14 protein-coding genes are annotated in these 19,107 nt (G+C 60.1%); 13 read left to right on the top strand and 1 reads right to left on the bottom strand.

Annotated features, from left to right (window positions below):
- Positions 1-65 precede the first annotated feature (65 nt).
- The 11 genes from CKW21_RS01390 (at position 66) to hemE (ending at position 15,945) form a co-directional block, all read left to right on the top strand.
- Entirely contained in the window at positions 66-1,127 is a 1,062-nt protein-coding gene (locus CKW21_RS01390) for a pilus assembly protein PilM (protein WP_095192238.1), read from the top strand.
- Positions 1,127-1,693 carry a PilN domain-containing protein gene (locus CKW21_RS01385; RefSeq protein WP_095192237.1) on the top strand — a complete coding sequence of 189 codons (567 nt, stop codon included), beginning with the start codon at positions 1,127-1,129 and terminating at the stop codon, positions 1,691-1,693. Before CKW21_RS01390 ends, CKW21_RS01385 begins: the two co-directional genes overlap by 1 nt.
- Positions 1,690-2,313, top strand: coding sequence for a type 4a pilus biogenesis protein PilO (gene pilO / locus CKW21_RS01380; RefSeq protein WP_095192236.1), 624 nt, complete (start codon positions 1,690-1,692; stop codon positions 2,311-2,313). Before CKW21_RS01385 ends, pilO begins: the two co-directional genes overlap by 4 nt.
- On the top strand, positions 2,310-2,837 hold the full coding sequence (locus CKW21_RS01375) for a pilus assembly protein PilP (RefSeq protein WP_095192235.1): 528 nt from the start codon (positions 2,310-2,312) through the stop codon (positions 2,835-2,837). Before pilO ends, CKW21_RS01375 begins: the two co-directional genes overlap by 4 nt.
- Positions 2,838-2,850: 13 nt before the next feature.
- Complete coding sequence (pilQ, locus tag CKW21_RS01370; RefSeq protein ID WP_095192474.1) at positions 2,851-4,914, top strand: type IV pilus secretin PilQ; 2,064 nt, start codon at positions 2,851-2,853, stop codon at positions 4,912-4,914.
- Between the two features lie 4 nt (positions 4,915-4,918).
- Positions 4,919-5,437, top strand: coding sequence for a shikimate kinase AroK (aroK, locus tag CKW21_RS01365; protein WP_056725695.1), 519 nt, complete (start codon positions 4,919-4,921; stop codon positions 5,435-5,437).
- A 148-nt stretch (positions 5,438-5,585) separates the two neighbouring features.
- Complete coding sequence (gene aroB / locus CKW21_RS01360; protein ID WP_095192234.1) at positions 5,586-6,686, top strand: 3-dehydroquinate synthase; 1,101 nt, start codon at positions 5,586-5,588, stop codon at positions 6,684-6,686.
- A 10-nt stretch (positions 6,687-6,696) separates the two neighbouring features.
- Positions 6,697-8,292 (top strand): AAA family ATPase, encoded by a 1,596-nt coding sequence (locus tag CKW21_RS01355; RefSeq protein WP_095192233.1) that lies wholly within the window; start codon positions 6,697-6,699, stop codon positions 8,290-8,292.
- Positions 8,293-8,641: 349 nt separating this feature from the next.
- Positions 8,642-13,090, top strand: coding sequence for a glutamate synthase large subunit (gltB, locus tag CKW21_RS01345; RefSeq protein WP_095192232.1), 4,449 nt, complete (start codon positions 8,642-8,644; stop codon positions 13,088-13,090).
- A gap of 127 nt (positions 13,091-13,217) precedes the next feature.
- Positions 13,218-14,636, top strand: a complete 1,419-nt coding sequence (locus CKW21_RS01340; RefSeq protein WP_095192231.1) for an FAD-dependent oxidoreductase — start codon at positions 13,218-13,220, stop codon at positions 14,634-14,636.
- A gap of 241 nt (positions 14,637-14,877) precedes the next feature.
- Positions 14,878-15,945, top strand: coding sequence for a uroporphyrinogen decarboxylase (gene hemE, locus CKW21_RS01335; RefSeq protein WP_095192230.1), 1,068 nt, complete (start codon positions 14,878-14,880; stop codon positions 15,943-15,945).
- Between the two features lie 125 nt (positions 15,946-16,070).
- On the opposite strand, the gene CKW21_RS01330 is transcribed toward hemE, so the two are convergent.
- The gene (locus tag CKW21_RS01330; protein WP_371917496.1) at positions 16,071-17,297 is read right to left on the bottom strand and encodes an MFS transporter; all 1,227 of its coding nucleotides are present in this window, start codon (positions 17,295-17,297) and stop codon (positions 16,071-16,073) included.
- Positions 17,298-17,465: 168 nt separating this feature from the next.
- Between CKW21_RS01330 and CKW21_RS01325 the strand changes: the two genes are divergently transcribed.
- Positions 17,466-18,362: a LysR family transcriptional regulator gene (locus tag CKW21_RS01325; protein ID WP_095192228.1), complete on the top strand. Its 897-nt coding sequence runs from the start codon at positions 17,466-17,468 to the stop codon at positions 18,360-18,362.
- A 429-nt stretch (positions 18,363-18,791) separates the two neighbouring features.
- The gene (locus tag CKW21_RS01320; RefSeq protein ID WP_095192227.1) at positions 18,792-19,055 is read left to right on the top strand and encodes a DUF6124 family protein; all 264 of its coding nucleotides are present in this window, start codon (positions 18,792-18,794) and stop codon (positions 19,053-19,055) included.
- The last annotated feature ends 52 nt before the right edge of the window (positions 19,056-19,107 follow it).

Below are 19,107 nucleotides of genomic sequence, written 5' to 3'. Positions count from 1 at the left end.
GGGTGGATGGAACGCAACACACATTACAGAGTCCGTAACTCACGGATAGTCATAGGGAATTGGTAGTGCCAGGACTCTTCAACAAAAAAGCCAATGTGCTTTTGGGTATCGACATCAGCTCCACATCGGTAAAACTTCTTGAACTGAGCCGTCATGGCGAGCGCTATCGGGTCGAGGCCTATGCGGTCGAACCGCTGCCTGCCAACGCGGTTGTCGAGAAAAACATCGCCGAACTCGAAGGTGTGGGCCAGGCAATCTCTCGTGTGTTGATCAAGGCCAGAACCGGTCTCAAGAACGTCGCCGTGGCCGTTGCCGGATCGGCAGTGATCACCAAGACCATCGAGATGGATGCCGGTCTTTCCGACGACGAGATGGAAAACCAGCTGAAGATCGAGGCCGATCAGTACATCCCTTATCCCTTGGACGAAGTCGCTATCGACTTCGAGGTTCAGGGCGCCTCGGCACGCAACCCCGAGCGGGTCAGCGTGCTGCTTGCGGCCTGTCGCAAGGAGAACGTAGAAGTCCGTGAGGCGGCGCTGACACTGGCCGGCCTGACCGCCCGTGTGGTCGACGTGGAGGCCTATGCCCTGGAGCGATCCTGCGGCCTGCTGGTGAATCGATCGGCAATCTCCGAGGGAGGGCTGGTGGCGGTGGTCGACATCGGCGCCACCATGACCACCCTGAGCGTGCTGCTCGGCGGGCGAATCATCTACACCCGAGAACAATTGTTCGGCGGTCGACAATTGACCGAAGAGATACAGCGTCGGTATGGCCTGACCGTTGAGCAGGCAGGGCTGGCGAAGAAGCAGGGCGGGTTGCCTGGCGATTACATCAGTGAGGTGTTGCAGCCGTTTCGCGAGGCGTTGGTACAGCAGGTTTCGCGTTCATTGCAGTTTTTCTTTGCCTCCGGTCAATATCACTCGGTCGACCACATTTTGTTGGCGGGCGGCACGGCGTCTGTCTCCGGACTGGATCGGTTGATCGAGCAGCAATTGGGCACGCCGACGCAGGTGGCCAATCCGTTTGCCGACATGGCGCTGAGCAGCAAGGTCAACGCTGCAGCGCTGGCCAGTGACGCGCCGGCCCTGATGATCGCCTGCGGGCTCGCCCTCAGGAGTTTCGACTGATGGCGCGGATCAATCTTTTACCCTGGCGCGAGGAGCAGCGTGAAAGGCGCCGCAAGCGGTTTTTACTGATTCTGGTCGTCGCGCTGGCAGGGGCGATTGGTGCTGTATTGATCGCAAATCAGGCGATCAATAACGCCATCGATCGGCAGATTGCTCGCAACGATTACATTGGCCAGCAGATCGTCGTGGTCGATGAGCGGATCAAGCAGATCAGTGAACTCAAGGTTCGTCGCCAGCAACTGCTCGAGCGCATGCGTATCATCCAGGACCTGCAGGGCAACCGGCCGATCAGTGGGCGAATGTTTGATCAGCTGGCGCGGACCTTGCCTGAAGGGGTCTATTTCACCGAAGTGAAAATGGCGGGCAAGACCCTGTCCATTACCGGTGCGGCAGAATCCAATAACCGTGTTTCCGACCTGATGCGCAATCTGGATGCTTCCGACTGGTTCGGCGCGCCCAACCTGACGGAAGTGAAGGCAATCACCGCCGGCCAACTGGACCAGGCCAACGTCTTCCGGTTGACCGTTCGTCAGACTCAGCCTGCAGCCCTGGAGGACGGAAAATGAGCCTGTCCGAATGGTTCGAAGGCTTGCGCAAGATCGACATCAACGATCTGGACACCAACAACATCGGCTCCTGGCCGCCCGCGATCAAGGTCGTGGTGGGTGCACTGCTCATGGTGCTGGTATTGGCAATCGGCTACAGCTTTTCCACGAGCGAGCTTGAGCGTCAGCTCCATCTCAAGCGCGAGGAAGAATCGACCCTCAAGGAACAATTTGCCACCAAGGCCCATATGGCGGCGAATCTGGAGCTGTACACCCAGCAGATGAAGGAATTGGAGAACGCCTTTGGCGTGCTGCTGCGGCAACTGCCCAGTGACACCGAAGTGCCCGGCCTGCTTGAAGACATCACCCGTACCGGCTCGGGCAGCGGCCTGGAGTTTGAAGAGATCAAACTGTTGCCGGAAGTCACCCAGCCGTTCTACATCGAACTGCCGATCCAGATTATCGTCACCGGCGCCTATCACGACCTGGCCACTTTCGTCAGCGGTGTAGCCGGTCTGCCGCGCATCGTCACTTTGCATGATTTCGACCTGGCGCCGGCAAATCCCGACGGCGGGACGAAGTTACGCATGAGCGTCCTGGCCAAGACCTATCGCTATAACGACAAGGGGCTGCACCCATGAGCCCGATTCGTGTCTTTTCGATGGTTGTGGCGTTGATCGTCCTGGCCGGTTGTGGTGGCTGCGATGACTTCAGTGATCTCGATGCTTACATGAACGAAATGCGCCTGCGGGCGCCGGGCAAGATTGAACCAACGCCGACATTCCGGTCTTACCCCACATTCACTTACAACGCCGCCAACCTGCGCAGCCCGTTTTCCCGACAAGTCAGAATCGACCTGGCCGGGCAGAGATACGGCTCGCGCAACGTCAAGCCCGACCCCGATCGGGTCAGGCAATACCTCGAAGGTTTCAACATCGAGCAGTTTGAAATGGTCGGCACGATCGCTAATGCGACAGGCTCCTTTGCGCTGCTGCGCGGGGCCGGCGGGGTACATCGGCTGAAAGTCGGAGATTACCTGGGGCGCAACGATGGTCGGATCGTCGCCATCAGTGCCTCGCAAGTCGATGTGGTCGAAATCGTCCCCGATGGCGAAGGTGCCTGGCTGGAAAGGCCGCGGACCATTTCTTTGAAAGAACACACTTAGTGGAACTCGAATGATGAACAGGATTTTCTCCACCCTCGGAGTGTCGCTATGGATAGCGCTGCTGTCGCCGATGGTACAAGCGGTCAACCTCAAGGCAGTGGATGTCGCCTCGCTGCCTGGGGACCGCGTCGAGTTAAAGCTGGCGTTCGATGAACAACCTCCGATGCCCCATGGCTATACGACGGAGTCGCCTGCGCGGATCGCGCTGGACTTGCCCGGTGTCGTCAGTCAGCTGACGAACAAAACGCGCGATCTGGGCAGTGGCAATGCCCGAAGTGCGACGGTGGTCGAAGCCAGGGATCGCACGCGGCTGATCATCAATCTGACCCAGTTGACCCCTTACAACGCACGGGTCGAAGGCAACAACTTGTTTGTGGTGGTGGGCCCGGGCGCCAAAAGTACGACATCCAGGCCACCAGCTGCTGTGGCCCCGGCGCGTGCACTTGCGCCGACGACGAAGGCCATTCGCGCAGTGGATTTTCAGCGCGGCACCCAGGGCGAAGGCAATGTGGTGATCGATTTGTCGGACCCATCCATTGCGCCAGACATTCAGGAGCGTGATGGCAAAATCGTCCTGAGTTTCGCCAGGACCCGATTGCCTGAACCATTGCGCGTACGCCTGGACGTCAAGGACTTCGCCACGCCGGTGCAGTTCGTCAATGCCGGCGCCACAGGTGACAGGGCCACGATCACGATCGAACCCAGTGGTGCCTTCGACTATTCGACCTATCAGACCGACAACAAGCTGACCGTCAGCATTCGCCCGATGTCCGTCGTTGACCTGCAAAAGCGCAATGCCGACCGCTACGCCTACAGCGGTGAAAAGCTGTCGCTGAACTTCCAGGACATCGATGTGCGCTCGGTACTGCAACTGATCGCCGACTTTACCAATCTCAATCTGGTGGCCAGTGACACGGTGCAAGGGGGCATCACCCTGCGTTTGCAAAACGTGCCGTGGGATCAGGCGTTGGATCTGGTGTTGAAAACCAAGGGGTTGGACAAGCGCAGGATCGGTAACGTCCTGCTGGTGGCGCCGGCCGATGAAATCGCCGCCCGGGAACGTCAGGAACTGGAGTCGCAGAAGCAGATCGAGGATTTGGCGCCATTGCGGCGCGAATTGCTTCAGGTCAATTACGCCAAGGCGGCCGATATTGCCAAGCTGTTCCAGTCGGTGACCAGCGCCGAGGCAAAGGTCGACGAACGGGGTTCGATCACTGTCGATGAGCGGACCAACAACATCATTGCCTACCAGACCCAGGATCGGCTCGATGAACTGCGTCGAATCGTGGCGCAACTGGATATCCCGGTACGTCAGGTGATGATCGAGGCGCGAATCGTCGAAGCCAACGTCGACTATGACAAGAGCCTCGGCGTGCGCTGGGGCGGTTCGATCCAGAACAAAGGCAACTGGAATACTTCCGGCGTCAGTAACGGTGCGAACGCTTCCACGACCATCGGCACGCCGGGAAGCACCAGCACCAATACGCCGTTCGTCGACTTGGGTGCGGCGGGGAATACCTCGGGGATCGGCATCGCGTTCATCACCGATAACGTGTTGCTTGATCTGGAGCTGACGGCCATGGAAAAAACCGGTAACGGCGAAATCGTCTCGCAACCCAAGGTGGTCACGTCGGACAAGGAGACCGCCAAGATCCTCAAGGGCACCGAAATTCCCTATCAGGAAGCCAGTTCCAGCGGCGCTACCTCGGTGTCCTTCAAGGAGGCCTCGCTGTCGCTGGAAGTCACGCCGCAGATAACCCCGGACAACCGGATCATCATGGAGGTCAAGGTCACCAAGGACGAACCGGACTACCTGAACAAGGTGCAGGATGTGCCGCCCATCAAGAAAAACGAGGTCAACGCCAAGGTCCTGGTCAACGATGGCGAGACCATCGTCATTGGTGGCGTTTTCTCAAATACTCAAAGCAAGGTTGTAGATAAGGTGCCATTTCTTGGCGATGTGCCGTATCTTGGCCGCCTTTTCCGGCGTGACGTGGTTTCGGAGAAAAAATCCGAGCTGTTGGTGTTTCTCACACCGCGTATCATGAATAACCAGGCGATTGCTGTGAGTCGTTGATTCTGTGCGAAATTTGATTCTTGTAGGACCGATGGGGGCTGGAAAGAGCACCATCGGCCGGTTGCTGGCCAAAGAGCTGCGCTTGCCATTCAAAGATTCCGATAAGGAAATTGAATTACGCACGGGCGCCAATATCCCATGGATCTTCGACAAGGAAGGCGAGCCGGGCTTTCGTGACCGCGAGCAGGCAATGATTGCCGAACTCTGCGATTACGACGGTGTGGTGCTGGCGACCGGTGGTGGCGCGGTCATGCGCGAAGCCAATCGCCGGGCACTGCATGCCGGCGGACGGGTGGTCTATCTGCATGCGTCCGTCGAGCAGCAGGTCGGTCGTACATCCCGTGATCGCAATCGGCCCCTGTTGCGCACTGCCGATCCGGCCAAGACCCTTCGGGATCTGCTGGCAATCCGTGATCCGCTTTATCGGGAAATCGCCGATCTGGTGGTGGAAACCGATGAGCGGCCGCCGCGAATGGTCGTGCTCGATATTCTCGAACGCTTGCAGCAGCTGCCTCCCCGTTAATGCGCAGCGCGAAATGCGCTATCCTCGGCGTCCTGCCACGACCGCTCAAGGTTGTGGCGAACGGCTACCGAACGGCGTCACAGCAGAGGCCGTGGACATTCGTTAACTCAAGGCAGGATGCCTGATTCCATCTTCACTGTGGGGACACATGCAGACACTCAAGGTCGATCTAGGCGAGCGCAGCTACCCGATTCATATTGGCGAAGGTTTGTTGGATCAGCCCGAGCTGCTGGCCCCGCATATCCGCGGACGGCAAGTGGCCATCATCTCCAACGAAACCGTTGCGCCGCTCTATCTCGAACGTTTGACCCGCAGCCTCGCGCAATTCTCGGTGATCTCCGTGGTGCTGCCCGACGGTGAAGCCTTCAAGACCTGGGAAACCCTGCAACTGATTTTCGATGGTCTGCTGACCGCACGGCACGACCGCCGTACCACGGTGATTGCCCTCGGTGGCGGCGTGATCGGCGACATGGCCGGTTTTGCGGCCGCCTGCTACCAGCGCGGTGTCGATTTCATCCAGGTTCCGACCACCTTGCTGTCGCAAGTCGACTCTTCGGTGGGTGGCAAGACCGGTATCAATCACCCGCTGGGCAAGAACATGGTCGGCGCTTTCTACCAGCCGAACGTGGTGCTGATCGACACTGCTTCCCTCAAGACCCTGCCGCCCCGCGAGCTGTCCGCCGGTCTGGCCGAAGTCATCAAGTACGGACTGATCTGCGATGAGCCGTTCCTGACCTGGCTCGAAGATAACGTCGATCGCTTGCGCAATCTTGATCAGCAAGCGCTGACTTATGCCATCGAGCGCTCGTGCGCAGCCAAGGCGGCGGTTGTCGGAGCTGACGAAAAAGAGACCGGTGTACGTGCCACGCTCAACCTGGGGCATACCTTTGGTCACGCCATCGAAACCCATATGGGTTACGGTGTCTGGCTGCACGGCGAAGCGGTTGCCGCTGGGACCGTGATGGCGTTGGAAATGTCCGCACGCCTGGGCTGGATCAGCGAACAGGACCGCGACCGTGGCATTCGTCTGTTCCAGCGTGCCGGCCTGCCGGTCATCCCGCCTGAAGAGATGAGCGAAGCCGATTTCCTCGAACACATGGCAATTGATAAAAAAGTGATCGACGGTCGATTGCGCCTGGTGCTGCTGCGCCGCATGGGCGAAGCAGTGGTGACCGACGATTATCCGAAAGAGGTTCTACAGGCCACGCTGGGAGCGGATTACCGCGCCCTGGCTCAGCTTAAAGGTTAATAAGAACGCGATGACTAGTTTGCATGCCGACGAGGCTTTCCTCGGCCATTACCAGTTGAGTCATGACCCTTTTGCTCCACGGGTGCCTGGCTTCAAGTTTTTCCCGGCCCAGCGCAAACCGGTGCTGGGGCAGTTGCACCACCTGGCGCGCTACAGCCAGTTGCTGCTGGTGGTCACTGGCCCGCAAGGCAGTGGCAAGACCCTGCTGCGTCAGGCCCTGGTGGCCAGCACCAACAAGCAGTCGGTGCAAAGCGTAGTGGTTTCCGCTCGTGGCGCTGGGGATTCGGCTGGCGTACTGCGTCAGGTCGCCCAGGCGCTGGACATTGCCCAGGCCGAGATCGGTGCCATTCTGGATCAGGTGGTGCAGCTCGCGCTCACGGGGCAGGAAGTCTATCTGCTGGTGGATGATGCCGAGCAGCTCGACGAGTCTGCGCTCGAAGCCTTGATGGCGCTGGCTGCCGGTGCGCCGGAAGGTCGTCCGCATGTGTTCCTGTTCGGCGAGTCGTCGTTCATTGCCCAGCTTGAGGCTTTGCATCTCGAAGAAGAGCGCTTCCACGTCATCGAGTTGCAGCCTTACACGGAAGAAGAAACCCGCGAATATCTGGAGCAGCGTCTTGAGGGCGCGGGTCGGGGTATCGAACTTTTCACCGCGGATCAGATCTCTGATATTCACGAAAGCTCCGACGGTTGGCCTGGCAACATCAACCAGGTCGCCCGCGATGCAATGATCGAAGCCATGATTGCCAGCCGCTCAGCGGTCAAGCGTCCAAGTATGGGGTTCAATATGCCGAAGAAACACGTATTGGCGATTTCCGCCGTCGTTGTGGTCGCGGTAGCCGCCGCCTGGCTGATGCCGGGTCGCACCAAAACACCGACCACGGGGGTACCCGCCAACGAGCAGGCGCAATTGCCGCTCGGCCAGGGGGCGTCGAACGGCGGCGCACCAGCCGTCGAATTCGCCGGCAACACGCAACCGATGCCACTGCCGTTGGTCGGTAATTCTCAACCGGTCATGCGTGGCCCGCTCGCCGAAGCCGCCGGTGGCATCACCGAGGGCGACGATGGTGTGCCGGTGGAAGGCTCCAGCGCAACGCCGCCGACTGTGACCACGATCGCGCCACCTGAGGGTGCCCCGGCTGGCCCGGCGCCAACGCCAACGCCAGCGGCCAAACCGACACCGGCACCGACTCAAGTCGCTACCGCCAAGCCGGCACCGGCTCCAGCTGCTGCCGCCAAGCCTGCTCCGGCGCAGGCCAAACCGGCCGTGGCCGCTGCTGCCAAGCCTGCCGAGAAGCCGGCCACCGTGGCCAAGGCCGCTGGCGGTACCTGGTACGCCGGTCAGGCGCCGGGTAATTACGTGGTACAAATCCTCGGCACCAGCTCCGAGGCGACCGCGCAAAGCTTCGTCAAGGAGCAGGGTGGCGAGTACCGTTATTTCAAGAAAGTCCTCAACGGCAAACCGCTTTACGTCATCACTTACGGTAGCTTCGCCAACCGCGATGCAGCTGTTACCGCCATCAAGGCCTTGCCAGCGAAGGTTCAGGCTGGTAAACCTTGGCCACGCTCTGTCGCCAGTGTCCAACAGGAACTGGCAACAGCTCGCTGAAGATTCGGCGGCCTTACCCAGGCCGCCTCTCTCCCGGCACCTCAAAATTTCTGCAACGCATGCGCCCTTCGGGACGCGTGCGTTGTGGTGTCTGCGTCACAGTAGTCTTTGAGTCGTTGCGGTCAAAATTAAAAAAGTTTTGACTAGCACAGCAGATCGCTTTAAACCTTTCACAAATGCGACATAGATTTGCGACATTTCGTCGTCAAATTTGTGAGGCCAAGTGTCGGTGTGTACAATGACCTCCCTTTTGCCCCCGCAAAGCTGGCGTACGTTCGGCGCGGATGGCAAGTGGTTGAATTGAAAAGAAATTTGCCTTGTTAAGAGGCAGCCTGGTGAGAAAGTGTCTATGAAAGCAGGTCTGTACCAACCAGATGAATTCAAGGATAACTGCGGTTTCGGCCTGATAGCCCATATGCAGGGCGAGCCCAGTCATACCCTTTTGCAAACGGCCATCGAGGCCCTGACCTGCATGACCCACCGCGGTGGGATTAATGCCGACGGCAAGACCGGTGACGGTTGCGGTCTGCTGATTCAAAAGCCGGACGTGTTCCTGCGAGCCATCGCCCAGGAAACGTTCGGCGTCGAAATGCCCAAGCAATATGCCGTGGGCATGGTCTTCTTCAACCAGGACCCGGTCAAAGCCGAAGCCGCTCGCGCGAACATGAACCGCGAGATTCTGGCCGCCGGCCTGCAACTGGTCGGCTGGCGCAAAGTGCCGATCGACACCAGCGTCCTCGGCCGCCTGGCCCTTGAGCGCCTGCCGCAGATCGAGCAAGTGTTCATCGGCGGTGAAGGCCTGAGCGACCAGGAAATGGCGATCAAGCTGTTCAGTTCGCGTCGTAAATCGTCCGTGGCCAACGCTGCCGACGTCGATCACTACATCTGCAGCTTTTCCCACAAGACCATCATTTACAAAGGCCTGATGATGCCGGCGGATCTGACCGCCTTCTATCCAGACCTGAGCGATGAGCGCCTGAAAACCGCAATCTGCGTGTTCCACCAGCGCTTCTCCACCAATACCCTGCCGAAATGGCCGTTGGCTCAACCGTTCCGCTTCCTGGCGCACAACGGCGAGATCAACACCATCACCGGTAACCGCAACTGGGCCGTGGCCCGTCGCACCAAGTTCGCCAACGACCTGATGCCCGATCTTGAAGAGCTCGGTCCGCTGGTCAACCGTGTCGGCTCCGACTCCTCCAGCATGGACAACATGCTCGAGCTGATGGTCACCGGTGGTATCGACCTGTTCCGTGGCGTGCGGATGATCATTCCGCCTGCGTGGCAGAACGTCGAAACCATGGACCCGGATCTGCGTGCGTTCTACGAATATAACTCGATGCACATGGAACCGTGGGACGGTCCGGCGGGCGTGGTCATGACCGACGGTCGCTACGCGGTGTGCCTGCTCGACCGTAACGGTCTGCGTCCGGCGCGTTGGGTCACCACCAAGAACGGTTTCATCACCCTGGCGTCGGAAATCGGTGTCTGGAACTACCAGCCTGAAGACGTGATCGCCAAAGGTCGCGTTGGCCCGGGCCAGATCTTTGCCGTGGACACCGAAACCGGTCAGATCCTCGATACCGATGCGATCGACAACCGCCTGAAGTCCCGTCATCCGTACAAGCAATGGCTGCGCAAGAATGCCCTGCGTATCCAGGCGACTATGGAAGACAACGACCACGGTTCGGCGTTCTACGACGTCGATCAGCTCAAGCAATATATGAAGATGTACCAGGTCACGTTCGAAGAGCGCGACCAGGTGCTGCGTCCGCTCGGCGAACAAGGCTACGAAGCCGTGGGTTCCATGGGCGACGATACGCCGATGGCCGTGCTGTCCCAGCGCGTGCGTACGCCGTACGACTATTTCCGCCAGCAGTTCGCGCAGGTCACCAACCCGCCGATCGACCCGCTGCGTGAAGCCATCGTCATGTCGCTGGAGATCTGCCTCGGCGCCGAGCGCAACATCTTCCAGGAGTCGCCGGAACACGCTTCGCGCGTGATCCTCAGCTCGCCGGTCATTTCCCCGGCCAAGTGGCGTTCGTTGATGAACCTCGATCGTCCGGGCTTCGAGCGCGCGATCATTGACCTCAACTACGACGAAAGCGTCGGCCTCGAAGCGGCGATCCGCAACGTTGCCGATCAGGCTGAAGAGGCCGTACGCGCCGGTCGCACCCAGGTCGTGCTGAGTGACCGTCATATTGCCCCGGGCAAGCTGCCGATCCACGCCTCCCTGGCGACCGGTGCGGTACACCACCGCCTGACCGAAAAAGGCCTGCGTTGCGACTCCAACATCCTGGTGGAAACCGCGACCGCGCGTGACCCGCATCACTTCGCGGTGCTGATCGGTTTCGGCGCCTCGGCGGTCTATCCGTTCCTGGCTTATGAAGTGCTGGGCGACCTGATCCGCACCGGTGAAGTGCTGGGCGACCTCTATGAGGTGTTCAAGAACTACCGCAAGGGCATCACCAAAGGCCTGCTCAAGATCCTGTCGAAGATGGGCATCTCGACCATCACCTCGTACCGTGGTGCGCAGCTGTTCGAAGCCATCGGCCTGTCCGAGGAAGTCTGCAACCTGAGCTTCCGTGGCGTACCGAGCCGCATCAAGGGTGCGCGTTTCGTCGACATCGAAGCCGAGCAGAAAGCCCTGGCCACCGAAGCCTGGAGCCCGCGCAAGCCGATCCAGCAAGGCGGCCTGCTGAAGTTCGTCCACGGTGGCGAGTATCACGCGTACAACCCGGACGTGGTCAACACCTTGCAAGCCGCGGTGCAGCAGGGCGACTACAGCAAGTTCAAGGAATACACATCGCTGGTGGACAACCGTCCGGTGTCGATGATCCGCGACTTGCTCAAAGTCAAAACCCTCGACACGCCGCTGGACATGAGTGAGATCGAACCACTGGAATCGGTGCTCAAGCGCTTCGATTCCGCCGGCATCTCGCTGGGCGCCCTGTCGCCGGAAGCACACGAAGCCCTGGCCGAAGCCATGAACCGCCTCGGTGCGCGTTCCAACTCCGGCGAAGGCGGCGAAGACCCGGCGCGCTACGGCACCATCAAAAGCTCGAAAATCAAGCAGGTTGCAACCGGCCGTTTCGGTGTGACCCCGGAGTATCTGGTCAACGCCGAAGTGCTGCAGATCAAGGTCGCCCAGGGCGCCAAGCCCGGCGAAGGTGGTCAACTGCCAGGCGGCAAGGTCAACGGTCTGATCGCCAAGCTGCGTTATGCAGTGCCGGGCGTGACCCTGATTTCGCCACCGCCGCACCACGACATCTACTCGATCGAAGACTTGTCGCAACTGATTTTCGACCTGAAACAAGTCAACCCGAAGGCGCTGGTCTCGGTGAAGCTGGTAGCAGAAGCGGGCGTTGGCACCATCGCCGCCGGCGTGGCCAAGGCCTATGCCGACCTGATCACCATTTCCGGCTACGACGGCGGCACCGGTGCTTCACCGCTGACCTCGATCAAATACGCGGGCGCTCCGTGGGAGCTCGGCCTGGCCGAAACCCACCAGACCCTGCGTGGCAACGACCTGCGCGGCAAAGTCCGGGTGCAGACCGACGGCGGCCTGAAAACCGGCCTCGACGTGATCAAGGCTGCGATCCTCGGCGCTGAAAGCTTCGGCTTCGGCACCGCGCCGATGATCGCCCTGGGGTGCAAATACCTGCGCATCTGCCACCTGAACAACTGCGCTACCGGCGTTGCGACTCAGAACGAGAAGCTGCGCAAGGATCACTACATCGGTACCGTCGACATGGTGGTGAACTTCTTCACCTACGTCGCCGAAGAAACCCGTGAGTGGCTGGCCAAGCTGGGCGTGCGCTCCCTTGAAGAGCTGATCGGCCGTACCGACCTGCTGGAAGTGCTCGAAGGCCAGACCGCCAAGCAGCATCACCTGGACCTGACCCCGTTGCTGGGCAGCGATCACGTGCCGGCAGACAAGCCTCAGTTCTGTGGCGTCGAGCGCAACCCACCGTTCGACAAGGGCCTGCTGGCCGAGAAAATGGTCGACATGGCCACCTCGGCAATCAACGACCTGAGTGGCGCTGAATTCGAGCTGGATATCTGCAACTGCGACCGTTCCATCGGCGCGCGGATCTCCGGCGAAATCGCCCGTAAGCACGGCAACCAGGGTATGGCCAACGCGCCCATCACCTTCCGTTTCAAGGGCACGGCTGGCCAGAGCTTCGGTGTGTGGAACGCCGGTGGCCTGAACATGTACCTGGAAGGCGATGCCAACGACTATGTCGGCAAAGGCATGACCGGCGGCAAACTGGTCATCGTTCCGCCCAAGGGAAGCGTCTACAAGACTCAGGACAGTGCCATCATCGGCAACACCTGCCTGTACGGCGCCACGGGCGGCAAGCTGTTCGCCGCCGGCACCGCGGGCGAGCGTTTCGCCGTGCGTAACTCTGGTGCCCACACCGTGGTGGAAGGCACTGGCGATCACTGCTGCGAGTACATGACCGGTGGTTTCGTCTGCGTCTTGGGCAAGACCGGTTACAACTTCGGCTCTGGCATGACCGGTGGTTTCGCCTACGTGCTCGACCAGGACAACACCTTCGTTGACCGGGTCAACCACGAACTGGTGGAAATCCAGCGGATCAGCGGCGAGGCGATGGAAGCCTACCGTAGCCATCTGCAACGCGTGCTGAACGAGTACGTCGAGGAAACCGACAGCGAGTGGGGTCGTGAACTCGCCGAGAACCTCGATGACTATGTGCGTCGTTTCTGGCTGGTCAAACCTAAGGCGGCGAGCTTGAAATCTCTGCTCTCCAGTACTCGTGCGAGTCCGCAATAAACGACGCAGCTGCAAGCGGCAAGCTTCAAGCGACAAGCTTGGAGCAATGCGCGGTGTATCGGATGAATTTGATTTTCTTGCAGCTTGAAGCTTGTAGCTTGAAGCTGTCGTGTAAGAGGTTTTGAAGATGGGCGAACGTCTCAGCAACGACTTCCAATTCATCGAGGTCGGGCGCAAGGATCCGAAGAAGAAACTGTTGCGTCAACGCAAGAAAGAGTTCGTGGAAATCTACGAACCGTTCAAACCCCAGCAGTCGGCCGACCAGGCCCACCGCTGCCTGGGTTGCGGTAACCCGTATTGCGAATGGAAGTGCCCGGTGCACAATTTCATTCCCAACTGGCTGAAACTGGTGGCCGAGGGCAACATCCTCGCCGCCGCCGAGCTGTCGCACCAGACCAACACCCTGCCGGAAGTCTGCGGCCGGGTGTGCCCGCAGGACCGTCTTTGCGAGGGTGCCTGCACCCTCAACGACGGCTTCGGCGCGGTGACCATCGGTTCGGTGGAGAAGTACATCACCGACACCGCGTTCGCCATGGGCTGGCGCCCGGACATGTCCCGGGTCAAGCCGACCGGCAAGCGTGTCGCCATCATCGGTGCAGGTCCTGCGGGCCTGGGTTGTGCCGACGTGCTGGTGCGCGGTGGCGTGACGCCTGTGGTGTTCGACAAGAACCCGGAAATCGGCGGTCTGCTGACCTTCGGCATCCCCGAGTTCAAGCTGGAAAAGACCGTGCTGAGCAATCGACGCGAAGTCTTCACCGGCATGGGCATCGAGTTCCGCCTCAACACCGAGGTGGGCAAGGATGTGACCATGGAGCAACTGCTCGAAGAATACGATGCCGTGTTCATGGGCATGGGCACCTACACCTACATGAAAGGCGGCTTTGCCGGTGAGGATCTGCCGGGCGTGTATGACGCGCTGGATTTCCTGATCGCCAACGTCAACCGCAACCTGGGCTTTGAAAAGTCGCCGGAAGATTTTGTCGACATGAAAGGCAAGAAGGTCGTGGTACTCGGTGGCGGGGACACGGCGATGGACTGCAACCGGACTTCGATCCGCCAGGGCGCCAAGTCGGTGACCTGTGCCTATCGTCGTGACGAAGCGAACATGCCGGGCTCGCGCAAAGAGGTGAAGAACGCCAAGGAAGAAGGCGTGAAATTCCTCTACAACCGCCAGCCGATCGCCATCGTTGGTGAGGACAAGGTCGAAGGCGTGAAGGTGGTCGAGACCCGTCTCGGCGAACCGGACGCCCGTGGCCGTCGCAGCCCCGAGCCGATCCCGGGCTCCGAAGAGATCATCCCGGCCGACGCCGTGGTCATCGCCTTCGGTTTCCGCCCGAGCCCGGCGCCGTGGTTCGAGCAGTTCAGCATCCAGACCGACAGCCAGGGCCGCGTCGTGGCACCGGAACAAGGTCAGTACAAGCACCAGACCAGCAACCCGAAAATCTTCGCCGGTGGCGACATGGTGCGCGGTTCCGATCTGGTGGTGACGGCGATCTTCGAAGGCCGTAATGCGGCTGAAGGGATCCTGGATTACCTGGGCGTTTAACCAGGCGACACAAAACCCTGTGGGAGCGAGCCTGCTCGCGAAAGCGGTCTGTCAGCCAACTTCAATGTTGGATGTGCCAGCCTCTTCGCGAGCAGGCTCGCTCCCACATTGGTTTTCAGGTGTCGCTGAAATCCGTGTGTCCCCGCGACAAATTGACCCGATAGACAAAAGGTGCGGTGCTTGCCGTGCCTTTTGCGTCGACCTCTGAGAAAATGCCCGCACTTTTTTTCCGGATGCCGACATGACTGCCCTGAAGAACGACCGTTTCCTGCGCGCACTGCTCAAGCAACCCGTAGACGTCACCCCTGTGTGGATGATGCGTCAAGCCGGCCGTTACCTGCCGGAATACCGCGCCAGTCGCGCCAAGGCCGGTGATTTCATGAGTCTGTGCATGAACCCGGCGTTCGCTTGCGAAGTCACGATGCAGCCGCTCGACCGTTATCCACAGCTGGATGCGGCGATCCTTTTCTCCGACATCCTCACCATTCCGGATGCCATGGGCCAAGGCCTGTATTTCGAAACCGGCGAAGGTCCGCGCTTCAAGAAAGTCGTCAGCACCCTGGCCGACATCGAAGCCCTGCCAATTCCCGATCCGCAGAAAGACCTGGGCTACGTGATGGACGCTGTCAGCACCATCCGCCGCGAACTCAATGGTCGTGTGCCGCTGATCGGCTTCTCCGGCAGCCCATGGACCCTGGCCACCTACATGGTCGAAGGCGGTTCGTCGAAAGACTACCGCAAGACCAAAACCATGCTCTACGACAACCCGCAAGCCTTGCACCTGCTGCTGGACAAGCTCGCGCAGACGGTCACCAGCTACCTCAACGGCCAGATCATGGCCGGTGCGCAAGCGGTGCAGATCTTCGACAGCTGGGGCGGCGCCCTCTCGGCGGCGGCGTACCAGGAGTTCTCCCTGGCCTACATGAAGAAAATCGTCAGCGGCCTGATCCGCGAGCACGAAGGCCGCAAGGTGCCGGTGATCCTGTTCACCAAGAGCGGCGGCCTGTGGCTGGAAAGCATCGCCGATGCAGGTGCTGATGTCTTGGGCCTGGATTGGACCTGCGACATCGGCAGCGCCCGCGCCCGTGTCGGCGACAAGGTCGCACTGCAAGGCAACATGGACCCGACCGTACTCTACGCCAAGCCTGAAGCCATCCGCACGGAAGTCGGGCGTATTCTGGCCAGCTACGGCAAGGGCAGCGGCCATGTGTTCAACCTGGGCCATGGCATCACGCCGGAAGTCGATCCGGAACACGCTGGCGCTTTCTTGCGCGCGGTGCATGAGTTGTCGGCGCAGTATCACGAATAACCAGCGCCCGGTTCAATGTGGGAGCGAGCCTGCTCGCGAAAGCGGTGGATTAGTCAGCAGCGATGTTGAATGTGAAGCCCTTTCGCGAGCAGGCTCGCTCCCACAGTTGTTTGTGGCGGTCGAATTCAGGCTTTTACGCCACCCAACGGCGGCAACTTGGCCAGCTTCAACGCGATCAACAACGCCACCACCAACAACCCACCAATGAACAAGCCGATGCCGTTCCAGCCCCCCACATGCCAGAACACCCCGCCTGCCGTGCCGGCGATGCTCGACCCGGCGTAATAGCTGAACAGGTACAGCGACGACGCCTGACCCTTGGCCTTGGTGGCGCGACGGCCGATCCAGCTGCTGGCCACCGAATGGGCGCCGAAGAAGCCGAAGGTGAACACCAGCATGCCGAATATCACCAGTGGCAGCGGCGTGAACATCGTCAGCGCGAGACCTGCGATCATCAGCACGATGGTGCTCCACAGAACTTTGCGCCGTCCCAACTTGTCGGCCAGGGAGCCGATTTTCGCCGAACTGTAGATGCCCGACAGGTAGACCACCGAGAGCAAGCCGACGAAGGCTTGGTCCATGTGGTACGGCTCGGCCAGCAGGCGGTAGCCGATGTAGTTGAACAGTGTGACGAACGCCCCCATCAGCACAAAGGCTTCGAGGAACAGCAGCGGCAGACCGGCGTCGCGAAAGTGCATGGTGAAACCGTCGAGCAGGCTGCGCGGATGCAGCGAACGGGCGCGGAAGTTGCGCGATTCGGGAAGGATTTTCCAGAACACCGCCGCCGCGATCAGCGCCAGGCCACCGATCACCAGCATCGCTGAATGCCAGCTGACAAAATCGATCAACACCCCGGTAATCAAACGTCCGCTCATCCCGCCGATGGCGTTGCCAGCGATGTACAAGCCCATGGCCAGACCGATGTGTTGCGGGTGGATTTCTTCACTCAAGTAAGTCATGGCGACCGCGGCCAGGCCGCTCAATGACAAGCCGATCAATGCGCGCATCAAGAGAACGCCATGCCAGCTCGGCATCATCGCACTGGCCATGGTGCACAGCGCGGCGGCAAACAGTGCCGCAACCATCACCGGTTTGCGCCCGACGCGATCAGAGATCGGGCCGGTGATCAGCAGGCCAATGGCGAGCAAGCCAGTGGCCACTGAAAGGATCAGGCTGCTCTGGGCCGCGTTGATGGAGTATTCCTGGGACAACAGCGGCATCATCGGTTGCACGCAATAGAGCAGGGCGAAAGTCGCGAAGCCGCCGCAGAACAGTGCCAGCACCGTGCGCATAAATGCCGGCGTGCCTTTTTCGATGTAGATCTCCTTCAGTTCGACGGCAACATCGTCCAGCGCTGAGGGGGAAACTTCATGGGCAAGTGGAGCGACAGCAGTTTTCACGTTCGACCTCGGAGAGAGCACAGCCGGTCAGGCAATGAAAAAAGCATATAGCTGGCTAATGATTCAATCCAATATATTGTTCGACCTGTTTGATAGCTTTAACGACCCAATGAGGTGTTCATGGAATTGCGTCATCTGCGCTACTTCATCGCCGTCGCCGAAGAACTGCATTTTGGCCGCGCCGCACAGGTGCTGGGCATCTCGCAGCCACCGTTGAGTCAGCAGATTCAGGCGCTGGAGCAGGAGGTCGGCGCGCGATTGTTCGAGCGTACCAATCGTCGGGTCGAGCTGAGTGAGGCCGGTCGGTTGTTCCTGGAAGAGGCGCGTCTGGTGCTGGCGCAAGTCGACAAGGCGGCAGATGTTGCGCGTCGGGCGCAGTTGGGTGAGTTGGGCGAACTGAAAATCGGCTTCACCTCGTCAGCGCCGTTCAATTCGACGATCCCCCAGGCGATCTTCTCGTTTCGCCAGCGCTTCCCGGCGGTGCACCTGAACCTGCGGGAAATGAGCAGTACCCAAGTGGCCGATGCATTGGTGGATGAATCCATCGAAGTCGGAATCATGCGGCCGCTCGGGCTGCCCGATTCGCTCACTGTGGTCGAGCTGATGCGCGAGCCGCTGGTCGCGGTGCTCAGCTCCAAGCATCCGCTGGTGAAGGACAGTGAGGAAGGCTTGTTCCTGTCGGCACTGGCCCTGGAACCTTTCGTGTTTTTCCCGCGCAGCTACGGCAGTGGCCTGTACGCACAATTGCTCAGCCTGGCCCGGGACGCCGGCTTCAGCCCGCACTTCGCCCAGGAGGCCGGCGAGGCGATGACCATCATCGGGTTGGTGGCGGCGGGGTTGGGCGTATCGGTGCTGCCGGCGTCTTATCAGCGGATGCGCATCGATGGTGTGGTTTATCGGCCGTTGCTGGATCCGGCGGCGGTGTCGGCGGTGTGGCTGGTGCAGCGTAAGGATCAGAGGTCGGCGATGGCGCGGGCGTTTGTCGAACTGCTCACGCGCAAGGTCGAGTCACTGTAGGAGCGAGCTTGCTCGCGATGGACTAAAGAGCACCGCGTGTACTCAGGAAGCACGCACCATCGTTCACGATCATCGCGAGCAAGCTCGCTCCTACAGGAAATCAGAAACATCACCGCTGGCCGTAAGATATTTCTGAAATCCCTCCAACAGGCTACAGCGCCTTGCGGCCCTGCCTACAACTACTCCAGAATCCGCCGGCTTGTGCGCTTTGAGGGTCGTCGCTAACTTGATTCGCGTCACTGAATGTCAGTGATCGGGTTTAGTAGCCCGTTTCGCTTTAAGTGCATTTGCGCTCCTGATAGGCAGGTACTTTCGTACCTGCCCTTGACGGTAGCTGTGCGCAGGGCACCTTCGGGTGCGCCGGATTGAAGCGAACCGGTCTACTAACCTGCGTACAGCTGCCACCCTTCTTTTTCAGGACGCTGACTCATGACCCATACGCCCAATCCACCGGACACCGATCCGGACGCGCCACGCCAACCCAGCCCGATCTTCCTCATCGCCACCGATATCGACAACCACACCCTGCTGGAATACGCCTGCGTATCGCTGGCATCAGCGAGTGTGATGGCGAGTGATTTTGCGAGGGATCTGAAGGGATCGCAGAGCCACACTCTGCTGGGGATTCAGCAATCGATCATGCTGGGGGAACTGGCGGTGAGTCGGGTGCTGGATAACCTTGATCCACCGTGATCGTCTGGGCAGGCGGGCCCCTTGTGGGAGCGAGCCTGCTCGCGAAGGCGGC

The organism is Pseudomonas sp. Irchel 3A7 (genome assembly GCF_900187565.1).
In the GTDB taxonomy this organism is placed as follows: domain Bacteria; phylum Pseudomonadota; class Gammaproteobacteria; order Pseudomonadales; family Pseudomonadaceae; genus Aquipseudomonas.
The sequence above is the reverse complement of the archived record's forward strand: the minus strand, read 5'-3'. Positions and strand labels throughout refer to the sequence as shown.